The sequence below is a fragment of the Nitratireductor arenosus genome (assembly GCF_009742725.1).
GTDB lineage: Bacteria > Pseudomonadota > Alphaproteobacteria > Rhizobiales > Rhizobiaceae > Mangrovimarina > Mangrovimarina arenosa.
Window position 1 is genome coordinate 987,913 of the sequence record NZ_WPHG01000002.1, and the last position, 18,295, is coordinate 1,006,207.

At 66.6% G+C, this 18,295-nt stretch carries 20 protein-coding genes; 7 read left to right on the forward strand and 13 right to left on the reverse strand.

The window, feature by feature from the left end; translation table 11 throughout:
* Positions 1 to 11: 11 nt before the first annotated feature.
* From queA to coaD, 5 genes are read right to left on the reverse strand one after another with little or no spacing between them, the layout of a single operon-like run.
* Positions 12 to 1,091, reverse strand: a complete 1,080-nt coding sequence (queA, locus tag GN330_RS11785; RefSeq protein ID WP_156712830.1) for a tRNA preQ1(34) S-adenosylmethionine ribosyltransferase-isomerase QueA — start codon at positions 1,089 to 1,091, stop codon at positions 12 to 14.
* Entirely contained in the window at positions 1,088 to 1,483 is a 396-nt protein-coding gene (locus GN330_RS11790; protein WP_156712831.1) for a hypothetical protein, read from the reverse strand. The genes queA and GN330_RS11790 overlap by 4 nt, the downstream gene beginning before the upstream one ends.
* Positions 1,483 to 1,992 carry a peptidylprolyl isomerase gene (locus GN330_RS11795; protein WP_156712832.1) on the reverse strand — a complete coding sequence of 170 codons (510 nt, stop codon included), beginning with the start codon at positions 1,990 to 1,992 and terminating at the stop codon, positions 1,483 to 1,485. Before GN330_RS11795 ends, GN330_RS11790 begins: the two co-directional genes overlap by 1 nt.
* A gap of 42 nt (positions 1,993 to 2,034) precedes the next feature.
* On the reverse strand, positions 2,035 to 2,622 hold the full coding sequence (locus GN330_RS11800; protein ID WP_156712833.1) for a peptidylprolyl isomerase: 588 nt from the start codon (positions 2,620 to 2,622) through the stop codon (positions 2,035 to 2,037).
* 11 nt (positions 2,623 to 2,633) lie between these two features.
* Positions 2,634 to 3,134, reverse strand: a complete 501-nt coding sequence (gene coaD, locus GN330_RS11805; protein WP_156712834.1) for a pantetheine-phosphate adenylyltransferase — start codon at positions 3,132 to 3,134, stop codon at positions 2,634 to 2,636.
* Between the two features lie 198 nt (positions 3,135 to 3,332).
* Between coaD and GN330_RS23475 the strand changes: the two genes are divergently transcribed.
* Positions 3,333 to 3,473, forward strand: coding sequence for a hypothetical protein (locus GN330_RS23475; protein WP_197435128.1), 141 nt, complete (start codon positions 3,333 to 3,335; stop codon positions 3,471 to 3,473).
* A 139-nt stretch (positions 3,474 to 3,612) separates the two neighbouring features.
* Here the strand turns inward: GN330_RS23475 and gyrA are convergent, their stop codons facing one another.
* Positions 3,613 to 6,453 (reverse strand): DNA gyrase subunit A, encoded by a 2,841-nt coding sequence (gene gyrA, locus GN330_RS11810; RefSeq protein WP_156712835.1) that lies wholly within the window; start codon positions 6,451 to 6,453, stop codon positions 3,613 to 3,615.
* A 437-nt stretch (positions 6,454 to 6,890) separates the two neighbouring features.
* Here gyrA and GN330_RS11815 point away from each other — a divergent pair, with 437 nt between their 5' ends.
* Entirely contained in the window at positions 6,891 to 7,520 is a 630-nt protein-coding gene (locus GN330_RS11815) for a MarC family protein (protein ID WP_156712836.1), read from the forward strand.
* A 42-nt stretch (positions 7,521 to 7,562) separates the two neighbouring features.
* Here the strand turns inward: GN330_RS11815 and GN330_RS11820 are convergent, their stop codons facing one another.
* The 4 genes from GN330_RS11820 to GN330_RS11835 form a co-directional block, all read right to left on the reverse strand.
* Positions 7,563 to 8,339: a methyltransferase domain-containing protein gene (locus GN330_RS11820; RefSeq protein ID WP_156712837.1), complete on the reverse strand. Its 777-nt coding sequence runs from the start codon at positions 8,337 to 8,339 to the stop codon at positions 7,563 to 7,565.
* A gap of 79 nt (positions 8,340 to 8,418) precedes the next feature.
* Entirely contained in the window at positions 8,419 to 8,829 is a 411-nt protein-coding gene (locus GN330_RS11825; RefSeq protein ID WP_246188622.1) for a hypothetical protein, read from the reverse strand.
* A gap of 18 nt (positions 8,830 to 8,847) precedes the next feature.
* A complete protein-coding gene (locus GN330_RS11830; protein ID WP_156712838.1) occupies positions 8,848 to 9,267 on the reverse strand; it encodes a VOC family protein in 420 nt (139 codons plus the stop codon).
* A 10-nt stretch (positions 9,268 to 9,277) separates the two neighbouring features.
* Entirely contained in the window at positions 9,278 to 9,769 is a 492-nt protein-coding gene (locus GN330_RS11835) for a single-stranded DNA-binding protein (RefSeq protein ID WP_156712839.1), read from the reverse strand.
* A gap of 265 nt (positions 9,770 to 10,034) precedes the next feature.
* Here GN330_RS11835 and GN330_RS11840 point away from each other — a divergent pair, with 265 nt between their 5' ends.
* The 4 genes from GN330_RS11840 (at position 10,035) to GN330_RS11855 (ending at position 14,867) form a co-directional block, all read left to right on the forward strand.
* Positions 10,035 to 10,304: a hypothetical protein gene (locus tag GN330_RS11840; protein WP_156712840.1), complete on the forward strand. Its 270-nt coding sequence runs from the start codon at positions 10,035 to 10,037 to the stop codon at positions 10,302 to 10,304.
* Positions 10,305 to 11,404: 1,100 nt separating this feature from the next.
* A complete protein-coding gene (uvrA, locus tag GN330_RS11845) occupies positions 11,405 to 14,329 on the forward strand; it encodes an excinuclease ABC subunit UvrA (protein ID WP_156712841.1) in 2,925 nt (974 codons plus the stop codon).
* Between the two features lie 2 nt (positions 14,330 to 14,331).
* Positions 14,332 to 14,607: a DUF4258 domain-containing protein gene (locus GN330_RS11850; RefSeq protein ID WP_156712842.1), complete on the forward strand. Its 276-nt coding sequence runs from the start codon at positions 14,332 to 14,334 to the stop codon at positions 14,605 to 14,607.
* A gap of 14 nt (positions 14,608 to 14,621) precedes the next feature.
* On the forward strand, positions 14,622 to 14,867 hold the full coding sequence (locus tag GN330_RS11855) for a hypothetical protein (protein WP_106569584.1): 246 nt from the start codon (positions 14,622 to 14,624) through the stop codon (positions 14,865 to 14,867).
* Between the two features lie 482 nt (positions 14,868 to 15,349).
* On the opposite strand, the gene GN330_RS11860 is transcribed toward GN330_RS11855, so the two are convergent.
* The 3 genes from GN330_RS11860 to GN330_RS23800 form a co-directional block, all read right to left on the reverse strand.
* Positions 15,350 to 15,718 carry an endonuclease domain-containing protein gene (locus GN330_RS11860; protein ID WP_156712843.1) on the reverse strand — a complete coding sequence of 123 codons (369 nt, stop codon included), beginning with the start codon at positions 15,716 to 15,718 and terminating at the stop codon, positions 15,350 to 15,352.
* Positions 15,719 to 16,001: 283 nt separating this feature from the next.
* Positions 16,002 to 16,391 carry a PIN domain-containing protein gene (locus GN330_RS11865; RefSeq protein WP_197435129.1) on the reverse strand — a complete coding sequence of 130 codons (390 nt, stop codon included), beginning with the start codon at positions 16,389 to 16,391 and terminating at the stop codon, positions 16,002 to 16,004.
* The gene (locus tag GN330_RS23800) at positions 16,388 to 16,819 is read right to left on the reverse strand and encodes a type II toxin-antitoxin system Phd/YefM family antitoxin (RefSeq protein ID WP_281349395.1); all 432 of its coding nucleotides are present in this window, start codon (positions 16,817 to 16,819) and stop codon (positions 16,388 to 16,390) included. The genes GN330_RS11865 and GN330_RS23800 overlap by 4 nt, the downstream gene beginning before the upstream one ends.
* A 150-nt stretch (positions 16,820 to 16,969) precedes the next feature.
* Between GN330_RS23800 and GN330_RS11880 the strand changes: the two genes are divergently transcribed.
* Positions 16,970 to 17,956, forward strand: a complete 987-nt coding sequence (locus GN330_RS11880) for a hypothetical protein (protein ID WP_156712844.1) — start codon at positions 16,970 to 16,972, stop codon at positions 17,954 to 17,956.
* Positions 17,957 to 18,295: the final 339 nt, after the last annotated feature.

The following is an 18,295-nucleotide window of genomic DNA, read 5'->3' on the forward strand; positions in this document are numbered from 1 at the left end:
GCGGTAGTGGATCATTCTGCGCGCGCCCGGAACAACAGGCACGCATCGCCGTAGGAATAGAACCGATAGCCGCTCTCGATGGCATGCCGGTAGGCGTCGCGGATCGTCTCCACGCCCGAAAAGGCCGACACCAGCATGACCAGCGTTGAGCGCGGCAGATGGAAATTGGTCATCAACACGTCCACGGCGCGAAACCGGTATCCCGGGGTGATGAAGATATCGGTCGTGCCCGCCCATTCGCTGAAACGCCCGTCGGGACCGGCCGCGCTTTCCAGCAGCCTGAGCGTGGTCGTGCCGACCGCCACGATCCGGCCGCCGCGCGCCCGCGCCTGGTTGAGCGCCGTCGCCGTTTCGGTCGAGATCGTGCCCCACTCCTCGTGCATCACATGGTCGTCGGTGTCGTCGGCCTTGACCGGCAGGAACGTGCCGGCGCCGACATGCAGCGTGACGCAGTGCCGGTCCGCGCCGGCCGCGTCGAGCGCCGACAAGAGCGCGGGGGTGAAATGCAGCCCCGCCGTCGGGGCGGCCACCGCCCCCTCCTGGCGGGCGAAAATCGTCTGGTAGTCGCGCCGGTCGCGGGCGTCGTCGGGCCGCCGCGCCGCGATATAGGGCGGCAGCGGGATGTGGCCGACAGCCTCCAGAGCCTCGTCCAGCACTGCGCCGGAAAGGTCGAAGGCCAGCAGCGCCTCGCCGCCCTGCCCCTTTTCGGCCACCGTGGCGTCGAGGCTGCCGGTCAGGCACACCGCGCCGTCATGGCCGAACTGGATGCGCTCGCCCGCCTCGACGCGCTTGGCCGGCTTCAAGAACGCCTTCCAGCGATCGGGTCCGACCCGCATGTGCAGCGTCGCCTCGATATGCGCTTGGGCATCGCCGCGGCGGCGGATGCCGGTGAGCCTGGCCGGGATCACCTTGGTGTCGTTGAACACGACCACGTCGCCCGGCTTCAGAAAGCCCGGCAGGTCGCCGACGCCGCGGTCGTCGAGCCCGGCGCCGGGCCGCACCACCAGCATGCGCGCGGCGTCGCGCGGCTCGGCCGGGCGCAACGCGATGCGCTCTTCAGGCAGCGCGAAATCGAACTGATCGACCTTCATCCGCGTTCGGAACAGTCGACGACGAAGACGCCCTCGTCCTTGAACGAGACCACGCCTCCGGCGGCGTAACCGTCGCCCTCCGTCAGGGAAAACACACGCAACCGGCCAATGATCGCGTTGACCGCCTCGTCGGTAAAGTCGATCAGCAGACGGTTTTGATCCTCGAACGCCTGGCCGACGGCGATCGGCGTGCCGGGCACGATTTCGGGGTTGGTCGACCAGACCTTGCCGCCGATCTCGACCGTGGCGCGCAGCACCGAGATCACCTCGAGCCGGCCGACCGAAAGGTCGACCTCAACGCCGTCGCCCGTGCATGCGATCCCGCCGCTGGCGACGGCCGGTGTGGCCGTCGCGGCGAGACAGAACGCGAGAACGGCGGCGCGGATTTTCATCACGCGTCCGCCGCGACCTTCATCGACACGATCTTGTCGGGATCCTGCACCGGCTCGCCGCGCTTGATCTTGTCGACATTGTCCATGCCTTCGACGACCTGGCCCCAGACCGAATATTGCCGGTTCAGGAACGAGGCGTCGTCAAAGCAGATGAAGAACTGCGAATTGGCCGAGTTCGGATTTTGCGAGCGGGCCATCGAACAGGTGCCGCGGCCATGGCTGGCGTTGGAGAATTCGGCCTTCAGGTCCGGCTTGTCGGAACCGCCCATGCCGGCGCGCGACGGGTCGAAAGACGCGCCGCCCGACTTGCCGTAGCGCACGTCGCCGGTCTGGGCCATGAAGCCGTCGATGACGCGGTGGAATACGACGCCGTCATAGGCGCCCTCGCGCGCCAGTTCCTTGATACGGCCGACATGGCCGGGCGCCAGGTCGGGCAAAAGCTCGATCACCACCCGCCCTTGCGTGGTTTCCATAACGATGGTGTTTTCCGGATCCTTGATCTCGGCCATGGGTCGTCCTTTCCTTGGTGTTGTGTTCGCGGCGCGCCGCGATTATTCGCCGTCGGCGGCTATGCGCACCTTGAGCATCCGGTCGGGCTCCGCGACCACGCCGTTTTGGGCCGGGTCGCCGCGCTTGATCGCGTCGACCTTGTCCATCCCGTCCTCGACCTCGCCGACGATCGTGTAGGCGCCGTCGAGATTGGGGGCCGGGGCGAACATGATGAAAAACTGCGAATTGGCGGAATTGGGATCGCGGGCTCGCGCCATGCCGACCGTGCCGCGCACGAAGTGCGCGTCGGAGAACTCGGCCGGCAGGTCGCTGCGCGAGGAACCGCCAGTGCCGGCGCGACGCGCGTTGAATCCGTCTTTCATGTCGCCGAACTCGACATCGCCGGTCTGGGCCATGAAACCGTCGATGACGCGGTGGAAGGCGACGTTGTCATAGGCGCCTTCGCGCACCAGCGCCTTGATCTGCTCGACGTGTTTGGGCGCCATCTCGGGCTTGAGCGCGATGGTGACGTCGCCGTCCTTGAGCGTGATGATCATGGTGTTTTCGGGCTCGGCCGCGATGGCGGCGGAGGCGAGACCGCCGGCCAGCAGGGCTGCGGCCAGCGTGCGAGAAAAGATCGTTCGCAGCATGCAATGTTCCTTTAACGGGGGAATTTTTCGTCCAGGGCCGCCTTCACCACGTCCGGTACGAACGCGCTGATGTCGCCGCCCATCGCGGCAATCTGGCGCACGAGTGTGGCGGTAATGGTGCGCACGGACGGGCTCGCCGGAATGAACACGGTCTGCAGTTCCGGCGCCATGGTCTCGTTCATGCCGGCCATCTGCATTTCATAATCGAGATCGGTGCCGTCGCGCAGGCCGCGGATCATGATCGTGGCGCCGTGGTGGCGCGCCGCGTCGACCAGAAGCCGGTCGAACGACACCACCTCGATCTGCGCGCTCTGACCGTCGAACTCGCTCGCCGCCACCTTATGGATCAGCTCCAGGCGCTCGTCGAAGGAAAACACCGGCTTTTTGCCCGGCTGGATGCCGATGGCGACGATGACGCGGTCGACGATCGACAAGGCGCCCTTGAGCACGTCGAGATGCCCGTTGGTCAGGGGGTCGAAGGAACCGGCATAGATGGCGACGTGCTGGGTCATGGATGCAGGCTTTTAAGTCCGTTGGTTGGCAAAGGCAATCGGCTGGGAGGAAGCGGATCAAGGCCGCCTCACCCCAACATGAACCGAATATGAACGCAACGATCAGCCGGCATTCAAACGGGCCTGTGTAAGACAAAACACAGACGGATGAAACCAAACCCGCTTTGGTTCGTTGTTAAGAACGAAGGAGACGATGCCATGCTGATCACCTTGCTTGCCGCAGCAATGACCATTGCCATGCTGATCGCCACCGCGTTCAAATTCTACGAGGAAGCCCAGCGGGCCAAGATCGAACTGCGCACCGCCGACAAGAATTCGTTCCGGCTGTCGCGCCGCTGAGCGCCCGGCTCCGGCTTCGCCAAGGGCAAAACGCCGCGTTTTTCAACAATCACGCCGAAAGCCGCCCCTCGGGCGGCTTTCTTTTTGACCAGGCTTTACGCAGGCGGGGTTTCCGGCTCCGGCGGGCGGCGTGCCCGTCTCAAGCCTCCTTGTCGCCCTCCGGCGCGTCTGGCGCGTCGGGGGCTGGCCCACCGCTCGCCGGCGCTTCCGTTCCGGGCGCCTCGACCTCGGCGGCCTCCGCGTCGATGGCGTCCACCGCCTCGTCCTGGGCCTCCGAAATGCGCTCGACCGACACGACACGCTCGCCCTGGGCGGTGTTGAACACCTTGACGCCCTTGGTGGCGCGGCTGGCCATGCGGATGCCGCCGACCGGCACGCGGATGACCTGGCCACCGTCCGAAACGAGCATGATCTGGTCGTCGTCGGCGACCGGGAAGGTCGCCACCAGCCGGCCGATCTCGTCGACCTTGGACACGTCGGTCGCGCGGATGCCCTTGCCGCCGCGTCCGATCACGCGGAAATCGTAGGACGACGAACGCTTGCCGTAGCCGAATTCCGTCACGGTCAGAACGAATTGCTCGTGCGCCTTCAACTCGGCGTAGCGCTCGTCGCTGAGATCGGCCGCCTCGGCGACCTCCTCATTGGTCAGCACCACGTCCTCGTCGCCGTCGCCCGGATCGGCGGAAGCCGCGCGCCGCTCGGCCACCGAGCGCTTCAGATAGGCCGCCCTTTCCGACGGATCCGCCCCGACATGCTCGAGGATCGTCATCGAAATCGCCCGGTCGTCGTCGCCCATGGCGATGCCGCGCACGCCGACCGAGTTGCGCCCGGCAAACACACGCACATCCGTGACCGGGAAGCGAATGCACTGGCCGCTGTCGGCGGTCAAAAGCACGTCGTCGTTTTCGGTACAGGTGACCACGTTCAGGATCGCGTCGTCGGCGTCGAGCTTCATGGCGATCTTGCCGTTGCGGTTGACCTGGACGAAATCCGACAGCTTGTTGCGCCTGACCGTACCGCGGGTGGTGGCGAACATCACGTCGAGTTCGCCCCAGCGCTCCTCGTCCTCGGGCAGCGGCATGATCGCGGTGATGCGGTCGCCCTCATCCAGCGGCAGCATGTTGCGCAGGAACTTGCCGCGCGATTGCGGCGTGCCGATCGGCAGGCGCCAGACCTTTTCCTTGTAGACGATGCCGCGCGAGGAAAAGAACAGGATCGGCGTGTGGGTCGAGGCCACGAACAGCCGGGTGACGAAATCGTCGTCCTTGGTCGCCATGCCCGAGCGGCCCTTGCCGCCGCGCGCCTGCGCCCGGTAGATCGAAAGCGGCACCCGCTTGAGATAGCCTTCATGGGTGACGGTGACGACCATATCCTCGCGCTGGATCAGGTCCTCGTCGTCCATATCCGGACCGCCCTCGACGATCTGGGTGCGCCGCGGCGTGCCGAACTCGTCGCGCACGGCCACAAGCTCGTCCTTGACGATCTGCTGAATGCGCACGCGCGAGGACAAAATGTCGAGATAGTCCTTGATCTCCTCGCCGATCGTGTTGAGCTCGTCGCCGATCTCGTCGCGCCCAAGCGCCGTCAGCCGCTGCAGGCGCAGTTCCAGAATGGCGCGCGATTGCTCCTCCGAGAGATTATAGGTGCCGTCCTCGTTGATGCGGTGGCGCGGATCGTCGATCAGACGGATCAGCCCCTCGACATCGGCGGACGGCCAGCGCCGCTCCATCAATTGCTGGCGCGCCGTCTGCGGATCGGGCGCGGTGCGGATCAGCTTGATGACCTCGTCGATATTGGCGACCGCGATCGCCAGGCCGACCAGCACATGCGCGCGGTCGCGCGCCTTTTTCAAAAGATATTTCGTGCGCCGACTGACCACCAGCTCGCGGAAAAACACGAAGGCGCGCAGGATGTCGCGCAGGTTCATCAGTTCCGGCTTGCCGCCGTTGAGCGCGACGATATTGGCGCCGAACGAGGTCTGCAGCGGCGTATAGCGGTAAAGCTGGTTCAAGACGACGTCGGCGACCGCGTCGCGCTTCAGTTCGATGACCACACGGTAGCCCTGGCGATCGCTTTCGTCGCGAATGTCGGAAATGCCCTCGATGCGCTTGTCGCGCACCAGCTCGGCCATTTTCTCGATCATCGTCGCCTTGTTGACCTGATAAGGCACCTCGGTGACGACGATCGCCTCGCGGTCGTTGCGGGCCGGCTCGACATGCACCTTGCCGCGCATCTGGATCGAGCCGCGGCCCGTGTCATAGGCGCTGTAGATGCCGGCGCGCCCGAGGATCAGGCCGCCGGTTGGAAAGTCCGGGCCGGGCACGATCTCCATCAAGGCCGGCAGTTCGATGGCCGGATTGTCGATCATGGCGATCGCGGCGTCGCAGACCTCGCCCAGATTGTGCGGCGGAATGTTGGTCGCCATGCCGACGGCAATGCCGCCCGAGCCGCTGACCAGCAGGTTGGGAAACCGCGCCGGCAGCACTTTCGGCTCGCTGGCGGACCCGTCGTAATTGTCCTGGAAATCGACGGTTTCCTTGTCGATATCCTCCAGCATCTCGTGCGCGGCCTTGGTCAGCCGGGCCTCGGTGTAGCGCATCGCCGCTGGCGGATCGCCGTCGATCGAGCCGAAATTGCCCTGGCCGTCGATCAGCGGCAGGCGCATCGACCAGTCCTGGGCCATGCGCACCAGGGCGTCGTAGATCGAGGCGTCGCTGTGCGGGTGGTATTTACCCATCACGTCGGCGACCGGCCGCGCGGACTTCACATATTTGCGGTTCCAGTGATAACCGCTCTCGTGCGAGGCGTAGAGGATGCGCCGGTGCACCGGCTTGAGCCCGTCGCGCACGTCGGGCAGTGCGCGGCTCACGATCACGCTCATGGCGTAGTCGAGATAGGAGCGCTGCATTTCCTCGATGATGGAAACCGGCTCGATACCGTGGGGATCGTCTGGCGCGCGCGGGGTCGTCTGGTCAGTCAAAACGGATCACGTTCGATAGAGGAATCATGTCGCTCCTTATATAGGATGACGCCACATTTCTCCAAACCGGCCGGTCGATTTTCGATGCCCGATACCGCAACGGAAACAATGCCTTATAACGGAAACGATTTTCCCGGCCGAATGTTGCCCGGCAACCGGCCCGCAACGGCGCGAATCGCGCCCTCCGAGGTGGCGAAACCACCGGTTCGGCCAGGCCGGTCGGGACATCGCCCTGCGACCGGCATCGAGGCCGGCCATACCCGTTTCGCACCGTTTTCACCTGACGCCGCGCGCGCCAATAGCAGCGATGCTCCCCTGGAAGACCGGCCTTCCTGGCGCCGCATCCGCGCGCGGTGTTGCCTCCAGGCCGGCAATCTCGCCCGCGCTGGCCTTGCGCGGTGACTGACGATACGCTGCCGCCGACGGAGAGCCGCCCGATGCCGAGCCTGGACCAGATCTTCAACGCCTTCGTGACGCTTTTGGTCACCATCGACCCGCCCGGCCTGGCGCCGCTGTTTCTGGCGCTGACGCGCGGCATGAATCGCTCGGAGCGCCAGCAGGTCGGCCTGCGCGCCTCGATCATCGGTTTTCTGCTTCTGGCGCTGTTCGCGCTCGCCGGCGCGGCGATCCTGTCGGTGTTCGGCATCACCCTGCCCGCCTTCCGGGTCGCCGGCGGGCTGCTGCTGTTCTTCATCGCCTTCGAGATGGTGTTCGAGCGCCGCCAGGAGCGCAAGGAAAAGAGCGCCGACGTCGCCATCACCCGCGACATGATCCACAACATCGCCGCCTTCCCGCTGGCCATCCCGCTGATCGCCGGGCCCGGCGCGATCTCGGCCACGGTGCTGTTGTCGGGGTCGTTTTCGGGCCCGGTCGGCCAGGCGATGCTGGTCGCCGTCATCCTTGCGGCGATCGTGGCGACCTATCTCGTCTTCCTGCTGGCCGAGCGCGTCGACGGGTTTTTGGGCCAGACCGGGCGCTCGATCCTGACCCGGCTTTTGGGCGTGATCCTGGCCGCCCTCGCCGTCCAGTTCGTCGCCGACGGGGTCAAGGCGCTGATGGCGGCGTAATCGGACCGGCAACCGGACGCCCGGCCGGACGCCCGCCGGACGTCAGACCTTGCGGGCCAGCGTGACGAAGTAAACCACGGTAAAGAAGAAACGGCCGTCACGCGACAGGGCGTGTTGCTCCTCGAACCAGGCATTGGCGGCCGCCTGCGTCAGCTGGCCGTTGTCGACGGCATAGCGGCGCATCAGATGCATCATCATCGCGGCCAGCCCGTCCGGTTTCAGCACCGTATCGGAAAACACCAGCGGCCGCACCGCATCAACAATGAAGCCGGCGTCCCGGCACAGCGCCGGCAGGATTTCCGGCACGCGCTTTTCGACCAGGTGCCCGTCCCATGCCGTCATCATCTTCGACATGCGTTGCCTGTCGCCGCTGAACCACACCAGCGTGTCCCAGTGCGTGTCGCCCACCACCAGCCGCGCGCCGGGCCGCAACACACGCGCGATCTCGCGCAGCGCGGCCGGAATGTCGGGCAGATACTCGAACACCTGCAGCGCAACCGCGCCGTCGACCGACGTCGCGGCGAGCGGCAGGGCCTCGGCCGTTCCGTCGACGATCTCGGCATTGTCGCGCTCGGCGCAGCGCCCGGTCGACGCCGCGCGCATCTCGGCGCTGGGCTCGACCCCGATCGCCCTGCCCAGCGGGCCGACCGCACGCGCCAGTTCCAGGGTCAGCAGGCCGGGTCCGGAGCCGATATCGACCACGGTATCGCCCGGACGCGGCGCCAGCGCCTCAAGGCTGGCCATGCGCCGCCGGACGACATCCGAGCCCTGATAGGCATCCTCGAGAAGTCGGGTGGTCGCCGCGTCGAACTGAAGCATGGTCCATGCTAGGCGATATCGCGCCGGCTTGAAAGCAGGCCGCGCCTGCTCGACCGCAAACGGTCCAACGACGCGCCGGTCACCGGTCCGGCAGCACCACCGTCATCGCGCGCCCGCCAAAACCGTGCACGCTGTCATGCGCCCGCACCGTCACCGTGCGCAGCCCGGGCGGCACCGCCACACCGTCCTGGCTGCGGGTGAAGGGCTGTTCGTCGACATGGGGATGGGCCAGCACGCGCGTGGCCAGCACCGCGCCGTCCTCGCCGACCACCTCCCAGCGATCGGCATAATGGTCCCAGCCGGTATCGGCATGGCGCACGGTGACATCGAAGCGATAGGTGCCGTCGGCGCGCGGCGAGATTTCTACCGCCGTCACGTCGGCCTCGCCGGCATGGGCGGTACCGGCCGCCGCCAGCAGTGCGACGCAACACGCGGCACAAAAATGTCGGATCGTCAGCATGGCACCGTTCTTGCGCCAGGGCGCGCTCATTTGCCAATCACGAAGGCGTCAGGATTTCGCCGCGATGGCCAGAGGATGACCGGGCGCAAATTCTATCAAGTCCCACTGATTGCCGTAGAGGTCGGCAAAAACGGCGACCGTGCCGTACTCCGTGACCGTCGGCGCGCGCACGAAATCGATGCCTTTGCCGAGGTAGCGCTGATGGTCGCGCTCGAAATCGTCGGTCTGCAGGAACAGGAAGACGCGGCCGCCGGTCTGGTTGCCGATCGCCGCCGCCTGCCCGTCGTCCGACGCGCGTCCGAGCACCAGCGACGTGCCGCCGTCCGGCGGCGCTACGACCACCCAGCGTTTGTCCTGCTCGGGCTGGTACGTATCCTCCACAAGGTCGAAACCGAGCTTGCCGCAGTAGAACGCGATGGCCTCGTCATAGTCGCGCACCACGACCATGACGTGCGCGATACGCTGCATCGGCGGCCGCTCAGAACGGGATTTCGTCGTCGAGATCGCGCGAGAAGCCGCCACCCCCGCCGCCGCGCTGGCTTTCGTTCGGGCTGGATGCGCCGAAATCGGAGCCGCGCGCGGCCGGGGCGTTATACTGGCCGCCGCCCTCGCCCTGCCCGCGCGAATCCAGCATCTGCAGCTCGCCGCGGAATTTCTGCAGCACCACCTCGGTCGTGTAGCGGTCCTGGCCTTGCTGGTCCTGCCATTTGCGGGTCTGCAACTGGCCCTCGATATAGACCTTGGCGCCCTTCTTCAGATATTGCTCGGCGACCTTGGCCAGATTGTCGTTGAAGATCACGACATTGTGCCATTCGGTGCGCTCGCGGCGCTCGCCCGACTGGCGATCGCGCCAGGACTCGGAGGTCGCCACGCGCATGTTGACGACCGGATCGCCGGAATTCAGGCGGCGGATTTCGGGGTCGGCGCCCAGATTGCCGACCAAAATCACCTTGTTGACGCTTCCCGCCATCACTTTATCTCCACGCTCGTCCGCCCGGGACATTTCTGATCGGCGCGCATTCTATCCCATCGCCCCGGCCGACGCGCCCCGGCGGGGCAGATTCCTTGCGCTGTCCACAAGGGTTTTGTTCCTTATTTGTTCTAAACGGTTTCCGGCCCGGTTTCAACCATGCGCCGGCGCCCGCCGCACGGGACGCGAAATGTGAAGCGGCGCGCTCTTGGCAGCGGCGGCGTGCGCGCTTATGTCGAGGCAAAGCGTGAGCGGAGCCGAAATCATGTCGCGAACCCTGCTGATTGCCCTTTTTGTCGCCGCCGCAAGCCTGCCTGCCCTGGCCGGCCCGGATGCGGATAAGGCCGAAAACGGGCTGCCCGGCGTCGAACGCCCGCAAGGCGCCGGCGCCACCGACGCGCCCTTGCCCGAACCGGACGAGGCGCTGCCGGTCGGCTCCACGCCGGGCTCGTTCAAGGTCGGCGACTGGGACGTGACCATCTCCGGCAGCATTTCCTACGAGATCGGCACCGGCGGTTACCGCTCCGGCCGCTGATGCGGCAGCACCGGAACCTGCCTCGTCCGGTCGTTCATGCCTTTTTGCTTGCCCCGGTTCCTTTCATCGTTCGTTTCGCCCCCTCGACGCCACGCAACAGCGGCTCACACCGGACCCGATGTCGACGCGCTTTTGCGCTCCGGCCGCGCCCGGACCTGCTGCGCGCACGCCGTCCGGGTCGGCCGCACGGTTTTCGGCCGCACGGTTTGAAGGTGGCGCGCTTGTGCCGATCGCACGCCACACTACCGGCCTCGTCGCGTCTTGGCCGCGTCAGCCACCAAATCCCGGCGGTTCGCGTGCGCGGCCGCACGGCCATCGCCAACCGCACCCTGCAAGAATTTTCTGATCGATGCCGACAGCCCGCGACGGAACCGTGTTGAAGCCGGAGAAATCCTGTTCCTGCCCGGTATGCCGGGGGCGCGAAAAACGGCTGCCGCCGGCGCCATCGCGCACCGCCCGTACCCCACCGGACGCCCTCGAAAGAACGGCCTCGCCGCTACCGTTTCGAGCGCGCGAGGCCTTTGGGTTTCCCCGATCTCCGAGGATATCAGGTGATCGTCAAGGGGCATCCACTCAAGGATGGCGCCCTTTGCATTGGTCAGCGATGTAAGGTGATTTGACGGGGCGCGCGATCAGCCGCTCAGCGTCCGATCGGGCTCACCGCGGCTCCACCGGGCAGGCGGAGCCGGCAGGGACTGTCCGGCGGGGTCATGCCTCTCTCCTCTGCTGGTTACACCGACACCGTTCCGTCCGCAGCCTCGCCTTCGCGGCGCCTCGCGAAAATCCCGCTCCTGCGGATGATTTCGAGGCCGCCCATGGAACGGTTCGAAGTCTGCGCCCCGGCCGCCATCGCTGTCAATATCGGCGCCGCGCATACAGGCAAAATGTGATCGAGGGCGAGCGGCGCGTCGGCACCGGACGCAAACCGTGTCAGGAGTGCGTTCGACCTTTGTTCTTTCCCCTTGCCCTCACCCGGCAAAGGAGTCTAACTCGCTTTTGCGAAAAACCCCCTCGACGCGGCGGCGCGGCGACTTACCTAGGAGGCTGGCGCGGAACCTTGTCCGCGCCTTCCCATCGCAACCACGGAACGGCATTGCGGCATGGCCGATCAGAAATTCATCTCCATTCGCGGCGCGCGCGAGCACAATCTCAAAAATGTCGATCTCGACATTCCCCGCAACAGCCTGACGGTGATGACCGGCCTGTCGGGCTCGGGCAAATCGTCGCTCGCCTTCGACACGATCTACGCCGAGGGCCAGCGCCGCTACGTGGAAAGCCTGTCGGCCTATGCGCGCCAGTTCCTGGAGATGATGCAGAAGCCGGATGTCGACCAGATCGACGGATTGAGCCCGGCGATCTCGATCGAGCAGAAGACGACGTCGCGCAATCCGCGCTCGACGGTCGGCACCGTGACCGAGATCTACGATTATATGCGGCTGTTGTTCGCGCGCGTCGGCGTGCCCTATTCGCCGGCCACCGGCCTGCCGATCGAGAGCCAGACCGTGTCGCAGATGGTCGACCGGGTGCTGGCGCTGGAGGAAGGCACGCGGCTTTACCTCCTGGCGCCGATCGTGCGCGGACGTAAGGGCGAATATCGCAAGGAACTGGCCGAGCTGCAGAAAAAGGGCTTTCAGCGCGTCAAGATCGACGGCGTCTTCCACGAGATCGCCGAGGCGCCGGCGCTCGACAAGAAGTTCAAGCACGATATCGACATCGTCGTCGACCGCGTCGTGGTGCGCGACGATTTGGCCGCGCGGCTGGCCGACAGTATCGAGACCTGCCTGCGGCTTGCCGACGGGCTCGCCGTGGCCGAATTCGCCGACCGGCCGCTGCCGCCGGAAACCCTGTCGGGCGAAGCCGCCAACAAGTCGAAGAACGACACCCACGAGCGGCTGTTGTTTTCGGAAAAATTCGCCTGCCCGGTGTCGGGCTTCACCATCACCGAGATCGAGCCGCGGCTTTTCTCCTTCAACAACCCGTTCGGCGCCTGCCCGTCCTGCGACGGGCTCGGCAGCCAGCGCGCCATCGATCCCGAGTTGATTGTGCCCGATGACGGGCTTTCCCTGCGCGACGGCGCGGTCGCGCCCTGGGCGCGTTCGACCTCGCCCTATTACACCCAGACGCTGGAGGCGCTCGGCAAGGCCTATGATTTCAAGATCGGCCAGCGCTGGCGCGACCTGCCCGAGCCGGCGCGTCAGGCGATCTTATACGGCACCGGCGAGCGCCAGATCGTCTTTTCCTACGATGACGGGCTGCGCTCCTACCAGACGACAAAAACCTTCGAGGGCGTGATCCCCAATCTGGAACGGCGCTGGAAGGAGACCGAATCGGCCTGGAGCCGCGAGGAGATCGAGCGTTACATGGCCGCCAGCCCCTGCCCGGCCTGTTCGGGCTACCGGCTGAAACCGGAGGCGCTGGCGGTCAAGATCGACGGGCAGCATATCGGCGCGGTCACCCAGCTTTCGATCCGCAAGGCCGGCGCCTGGTTCGAGGCGCTGCCGGCCCGGCTCACCGACAAGCAGAACGAGATCGCCGGGCGCATCCTGAAGGAGATTCGCGAGCGGCTCGCCTTCCTCAACGATGTCGGGCTCGACTATCTCAGCCTGTCGCGCAATTCCGGCACGCTGTCGGGCGGCGAGAGCCAGCGCATCCGGCTCGCCTCGCAGATCGGCTCCGGCCTGACCGGCGTGCTCTACGTGCTCGACGAGCCCTCGATCGGGCTGCATCAGCGCGACAATGCCCGCCTGCTCGACACGCTCAAACATCTGCGCGACCTCGACAACACGGTGATCGTGGTCGAGCACGACGAGGACGCCATCCTGACCGCCGACTACGTGGTCGATATCGGCCCGGCCGCCGGCATCCATGGCGGGCGCGTCGTCGCAAAAGGCACGCCGGCCGACATTCTGGCCGACCCCGGCTCGCTGACCGGGCAATATCTGTCGGGCGCGCTCGCGATCCCGACGCGCGACGCGCCGCGGCCGCTGAAGAAGGGCCGCCGCATCAAGGTGGTCGGCGCGCGCGGCAACAATTTGAAGGACGTCACCGCCGAGATCCCGCTCGGCACGTTTGCCTGCGTCACCGGCGTGTCGGGCGGCGGCAAGTCGACCTTTCTGATCGAGACGCTCTACAAGGCCGCCTCGCGCCGCATCATGGGCTCGCGCGAGCATCCGGCCGAGCACGAGCGCATCGAGGGGCTGGAATTCCTCGACAAGGTGATCGACATCGACCAGTCGCCGATCGGCCGCACGCCGCGCTCCAACCCGGCCACCTATACCGGCGCCTTCACCCCGATCCGCGACTGGTTCGCCGGCCTGCCCGAGGCCAAGGCGCGCGGCTACCAGCCGGGCCGCTTCTCCTTCAACGTCAAGGGCGGGCGCTGCGAGGCCTGCCAGGGCGACGGCGTGATCAAGATCGAGATGCATTTTCTGCCCGACGTCTACGTCACCTGCGACGTGTGCCACGGCAAGCGCTACAATCGCGAGACGCTCGAGGTCACGTTCAAGGAAAAGTCGATCGCCGACGTGCTCGACATGACGGTCGAGGAAGGCGCGGAGTTCTTCGCCGCCGTGCCGGCGGTGCGCGACAAGCTGCAGACACTCGCCAAGGTCGGGCTCGGCTACGTCCATATCGGCCAGCAGGCCACCACCCTGTCGGGCGGCGAGGCGCAGCGCATCAAGCTCGCCAAGGAATTGTCGCGCAAGGCGACCGGCAAGACGCTCTACATTCTCGACGAGCCGACCACCGGCCTGCATTTCCACGACGTGGCCAAACTGCTCGACGTGCTGCACGAGCTGGTCGACCAGGGCAATACCGTGGTCGTCATCGAGCACAATCTGGAGGTGATCAAGACCGCCGACTGGATCCTCGATCTCGGCCCGGAAGGCGGCGATGGCGGCGGCGAACTGGTCGCCTCGGGCACGCCGGACGACATCATCGCCGAGGAGCGCAGCTATACCGGCCGGTTTTTGAAGGAGCTTCTGGAGCGCCGGCCGGGGGGACGCAAGCGGGTGGCTGCGGAGTAGGGATGGACGATCTCGCCGATCGGATACGCAACTGGATCGCGAGCGGCGCGTTCAGGGTCTCGGATCACGCGCAGGGGCGGTTGGATGAAAGAGGCCTGCTGCTTTCGGATATTCTGGCAAGCGTCGCGTCGTGGTCTGTCATCGAAACCTATGAAAGCGGCCGCATGGGACCGTCCCTCCTCGCAAGGCACGTGTTGCCGGGTGGTCCGATCCACTGTCTGGGGTATGATAAACGAAAATGCGGTTCATGCCGTTCTCGTGACGGTCTATCTGCCTGACAAGGAGCTGTGGGATGAGCAGTTCACGATCCGACGCAAGGCGTGAGGAAGTAACTCGGCTCGTTGAGGAAGGCGGCTATGTCGCCAAGATTCGCGTCACGCTGATCTACGAAACCGACGACCCGACCAATTGGGGCCCGTATCTGTCGGCCGATGACGCGCTCAAGCTCGACGCGGTGCGCAGCGCGTTGAGGCGCGGCGACATAGCCGGCGCTGCCCGCCACGGTGAGATTTTCGAGCTGTTGCCGGTGTCGGCGTAGCGGCGGCGAACTGGTCGCCTCGGGCACGCCGGACGACATCATCGCCGAAAAACGCAGCTATACCGGCCGGTTTTTGAAGGAACTCCTGGAACGTCGGCCGGGGGGACGGAAACGGGTGGCTGCGGAGTAGAGGGGCCAAGAAACTATCGGGGGACGGGAGGCGCGGCCGGTCTTCGCGTGCTCCAGGAACACCGCGCTGTTCCCCCCTCTTGCGCAGTCTAAGGCCTGGCTGCGCCAGGACCAAGACTGCGCTTTCTCCCCCGCAAAGGGGGGAGATAGGACGCGCAGCGGCGACGCAGCACGCAGTCTTCGACCTCGGCGATTTGCGACAAGCGCGGACGCCGGCTTTATCTCCCCCCTTTGCGGGGGAGAAAGCAAAATCGACGTCTTGGCGAAGCCAAATGTCAGATTTTGCAAGAGGGGGGATCAGTCCTGGCGGGGATGGCATCGGCAAATCAGCCTGAATCGCCCGCTCCCGCCGATCACCACCGCTTGCCCGCCGCCGCCAGGATCTGCGCGCACACCCCATCGATGTTTCGCACCACGTCGTCATTCCAGAACCGCAGCACCGTGAACCCGTTTTGGCGAAAATGCGCGTCGCGCCTTGTATCCGAGGCCGACCCCGCATGCTGGCCGCCATCGACCTCCACGATCAACTTCGGCCGGAAACAGACAAAATCCAGAATATAACCGTCGAGCGGATATTGCCTGCGGAAGCTCAGCCCCTCGAGCTGGCCCCGGCGCAGCGCCTGCCAAAGCAGGTTTTCCGCCTTGGTGGCGTCCTTGCGCATCTCCCGCGCGCGGCTGCGGTGGCTTGCCGGCGGTTGGTAACGCACGGGCTTCCCCTGCATCGATCCCCCCTCTTGCGCAGTCTAAGGCCTGGCTGCGCCAGGACCAAGACTGCGCTTTCTCCCCCGCAAAGGGGGGAGATAGGACGCGCAGCGGCGACGCAGCACCCAGTCTTCGACCCGGCGATTTGCGACAAGCGCGGACGCCGGCTTTATCTCCCCCCGATGCGGGGGAGAAAGCAAAATCGACGTCTTGGCGAAGCCAAATGTCAGATTTTGCAAGAGGGGGGATCGGGTTCAGGCGCCTGCAATCAAGCAATCAGTGCCGCCCTGCTTACCTGCCGCCCTACCCCCACACGACCTCCGCCCCCAGTTCGCCAAGCCACGCGTCCTTCGACACCAGCGTCAGCCCTTCCACCGCCGCCTGGGCGGCGAGCATGCGGTCGAACGGGTCGCGGTGCTCGGGCCCGTACGAGCCCGCCCGCACCGCGTGCCGAGCCGACAGCGCCAGAAGGTCGAACCCTTCGGCGGCAGCCACCTCCTCGAACGCCTCGACCAGCGGCGCGATTTCCGGCCAGCGCCCGCGGTGGTGCTTGTAGGACATCTCGTAGGCCGACACCGCGCTGGCGAACACGGGCACCTGCCGGTCGCCCAGCAATTCCCGGACTCTCGGCGGCAGCAGCTCGGGAAAATAAAGCCACCAGAACAGGGCGTGGGTATCGAGGAGCAGCCTCACCGGCCACCGTCACCAACATCGCCGTCGGCCGAATACCGGCCCTCCCATGCCGCCAATTCGTCCTCGCCCAGCGGCTGGTCGAACAGGTCGGGCGGCAGGCTGCCGCGCAGATGCGCGAAGCGGCCGGGCACGCGCTGCTTTGTCTCCGCGATCGGCACCACCTTGGCCACCGCCTTACCGTCGCGCATGATCGTGAACTCCCTGCCGGCTGCCAGCGCCTGCTCCAGCGCGCCGGCATCGTAGTCGGCCTGTTCGCCCTCGCCGAAACCGGGCGGCAACGCCCCGCCGGCGCCGCTTGCGGCATCGACCGGCACCAGCCTGACCGCCGGCCTGTTGCGGCGGGCGATCACGATCACCTCGCCCGCCTCGGCGCGCGCCACCAGGTCGGAAAGCCGCGTCTTGGCATCGTGCATGTTGATGATCGCCATGGACAAAATATAGCTAGAAAACTAGCTAGGTTCAACAAGCCTCCGGATGGCGGGGCATCAGGCGGCGGTCGCCCGCGTAATCCGCCCTTAATTCATCCACCCCCCTCCCAACCCCGCCTACACTCCCGCCGCCCTGACAAGGAGGCGGCGATGGACTGGCAGGCTGCGATCGACAAACATCGCGACGCGCTGCGACGGGTGCTGGCAGCGCTTGTGGCCATGGCCGGGCTCGGGGACAGCCACCCCCCTCTGGCCTGCTGGTCATCTCTCCCACAAGGGGAAAGAATAGCCGGCATCACCCTGCCCCGCCATCGCCACCGCGCCGTGCTGCGCGTGCTGCGCCCGGCCGAAGCGGCCGTGCGGCGGCTTATCATCGTCGCCGCGCGCGGCCTTGTCGTGCCGCCGCCAGCGCCGCGCCCGCAGAAGCCGAAACCGGCGCCCACCGTCCTGCGCCGCCCCGGCGGCACCGGCGTGTGGATACGGCGCGGGTTCAGCCATCCCTCAGGCCGCACGATACCCCCGCCCCTCACCCTTGTCGGAAGGGGTGGGGATGCAAATCCGGATTGCGGTCTGGCGCTAGGCGCGGGTCTGCGTCCGCCGCCCCGCCGCCTCGCCTTGCCGCTGCTCGACCCGCCGCGCCGGCTGCCGCGGCCGGCGCGGCCGGCGCAAAGCATCGTGCCGCGCATCTGGGTGCCGGGCGAAGCGGCGCCGTTTGCGCTCGCCGAACGCCGCGCGCCGTCGCGCCACGACCCGCTCGACGCCACCCGGCTGACGCTCAGGCTGGAAGCGCTTGCCGCCACGCTCGACGATCTGCCGGCGGCGGCGCGGCGGTTTGCCCGCTGGCGCGCGGCCTGCGCGGCCCGCGACGCGCGCGGCGAAAGCCCGGCCGCCCCCGCCCCTGCCCCTCGTGGGCAGGATCGGCGCGCCGCCGACGCGGAGCGAAATCTGGCGAGCCGGGGTGGGGATTATCAACGCGTCCCACGACACCGCAACCGCCGCGTCTGGCCGCTACGCAGCGGGCATCCGCCCGGCCAGAGCCGGGCCGAGCGCCGCCGGCCCTCGCATGAAATCCAGACAATTTTGACCGACGTTCACGGCCTCGCCTTCTGGGCGCTGGAGGCGCCCGACACGTCGTGACCGGCCTCCCCCGCCGCCCCCAGGCAGCGCATCGCGCGGCGAAAACCCCTTCGCCGCGCGCGCCTTCGCGCGCCTTCGCCTTGCCGCGCCCCGCAAAACGGCGGCAGCCGCCGCGGCGCCACCACAGCCGGGAGCCAGCCATCCCTACTCCCTACTCCCTACTCCCTACTCCCTACTCCCTACTCCCTACTCCCTACTCCCACCTGCCCCTGTCAGCAGACCGCCGGTTTCGGATGGACAGGCGCCGGCAAAGCCCGCATCTTCGCCGGGCAAAAATCTCAGGAACGGAACGATGCACGCGGTGATCACTCTTTTCTCCGGCTCCGGTCGCGCAGCGAC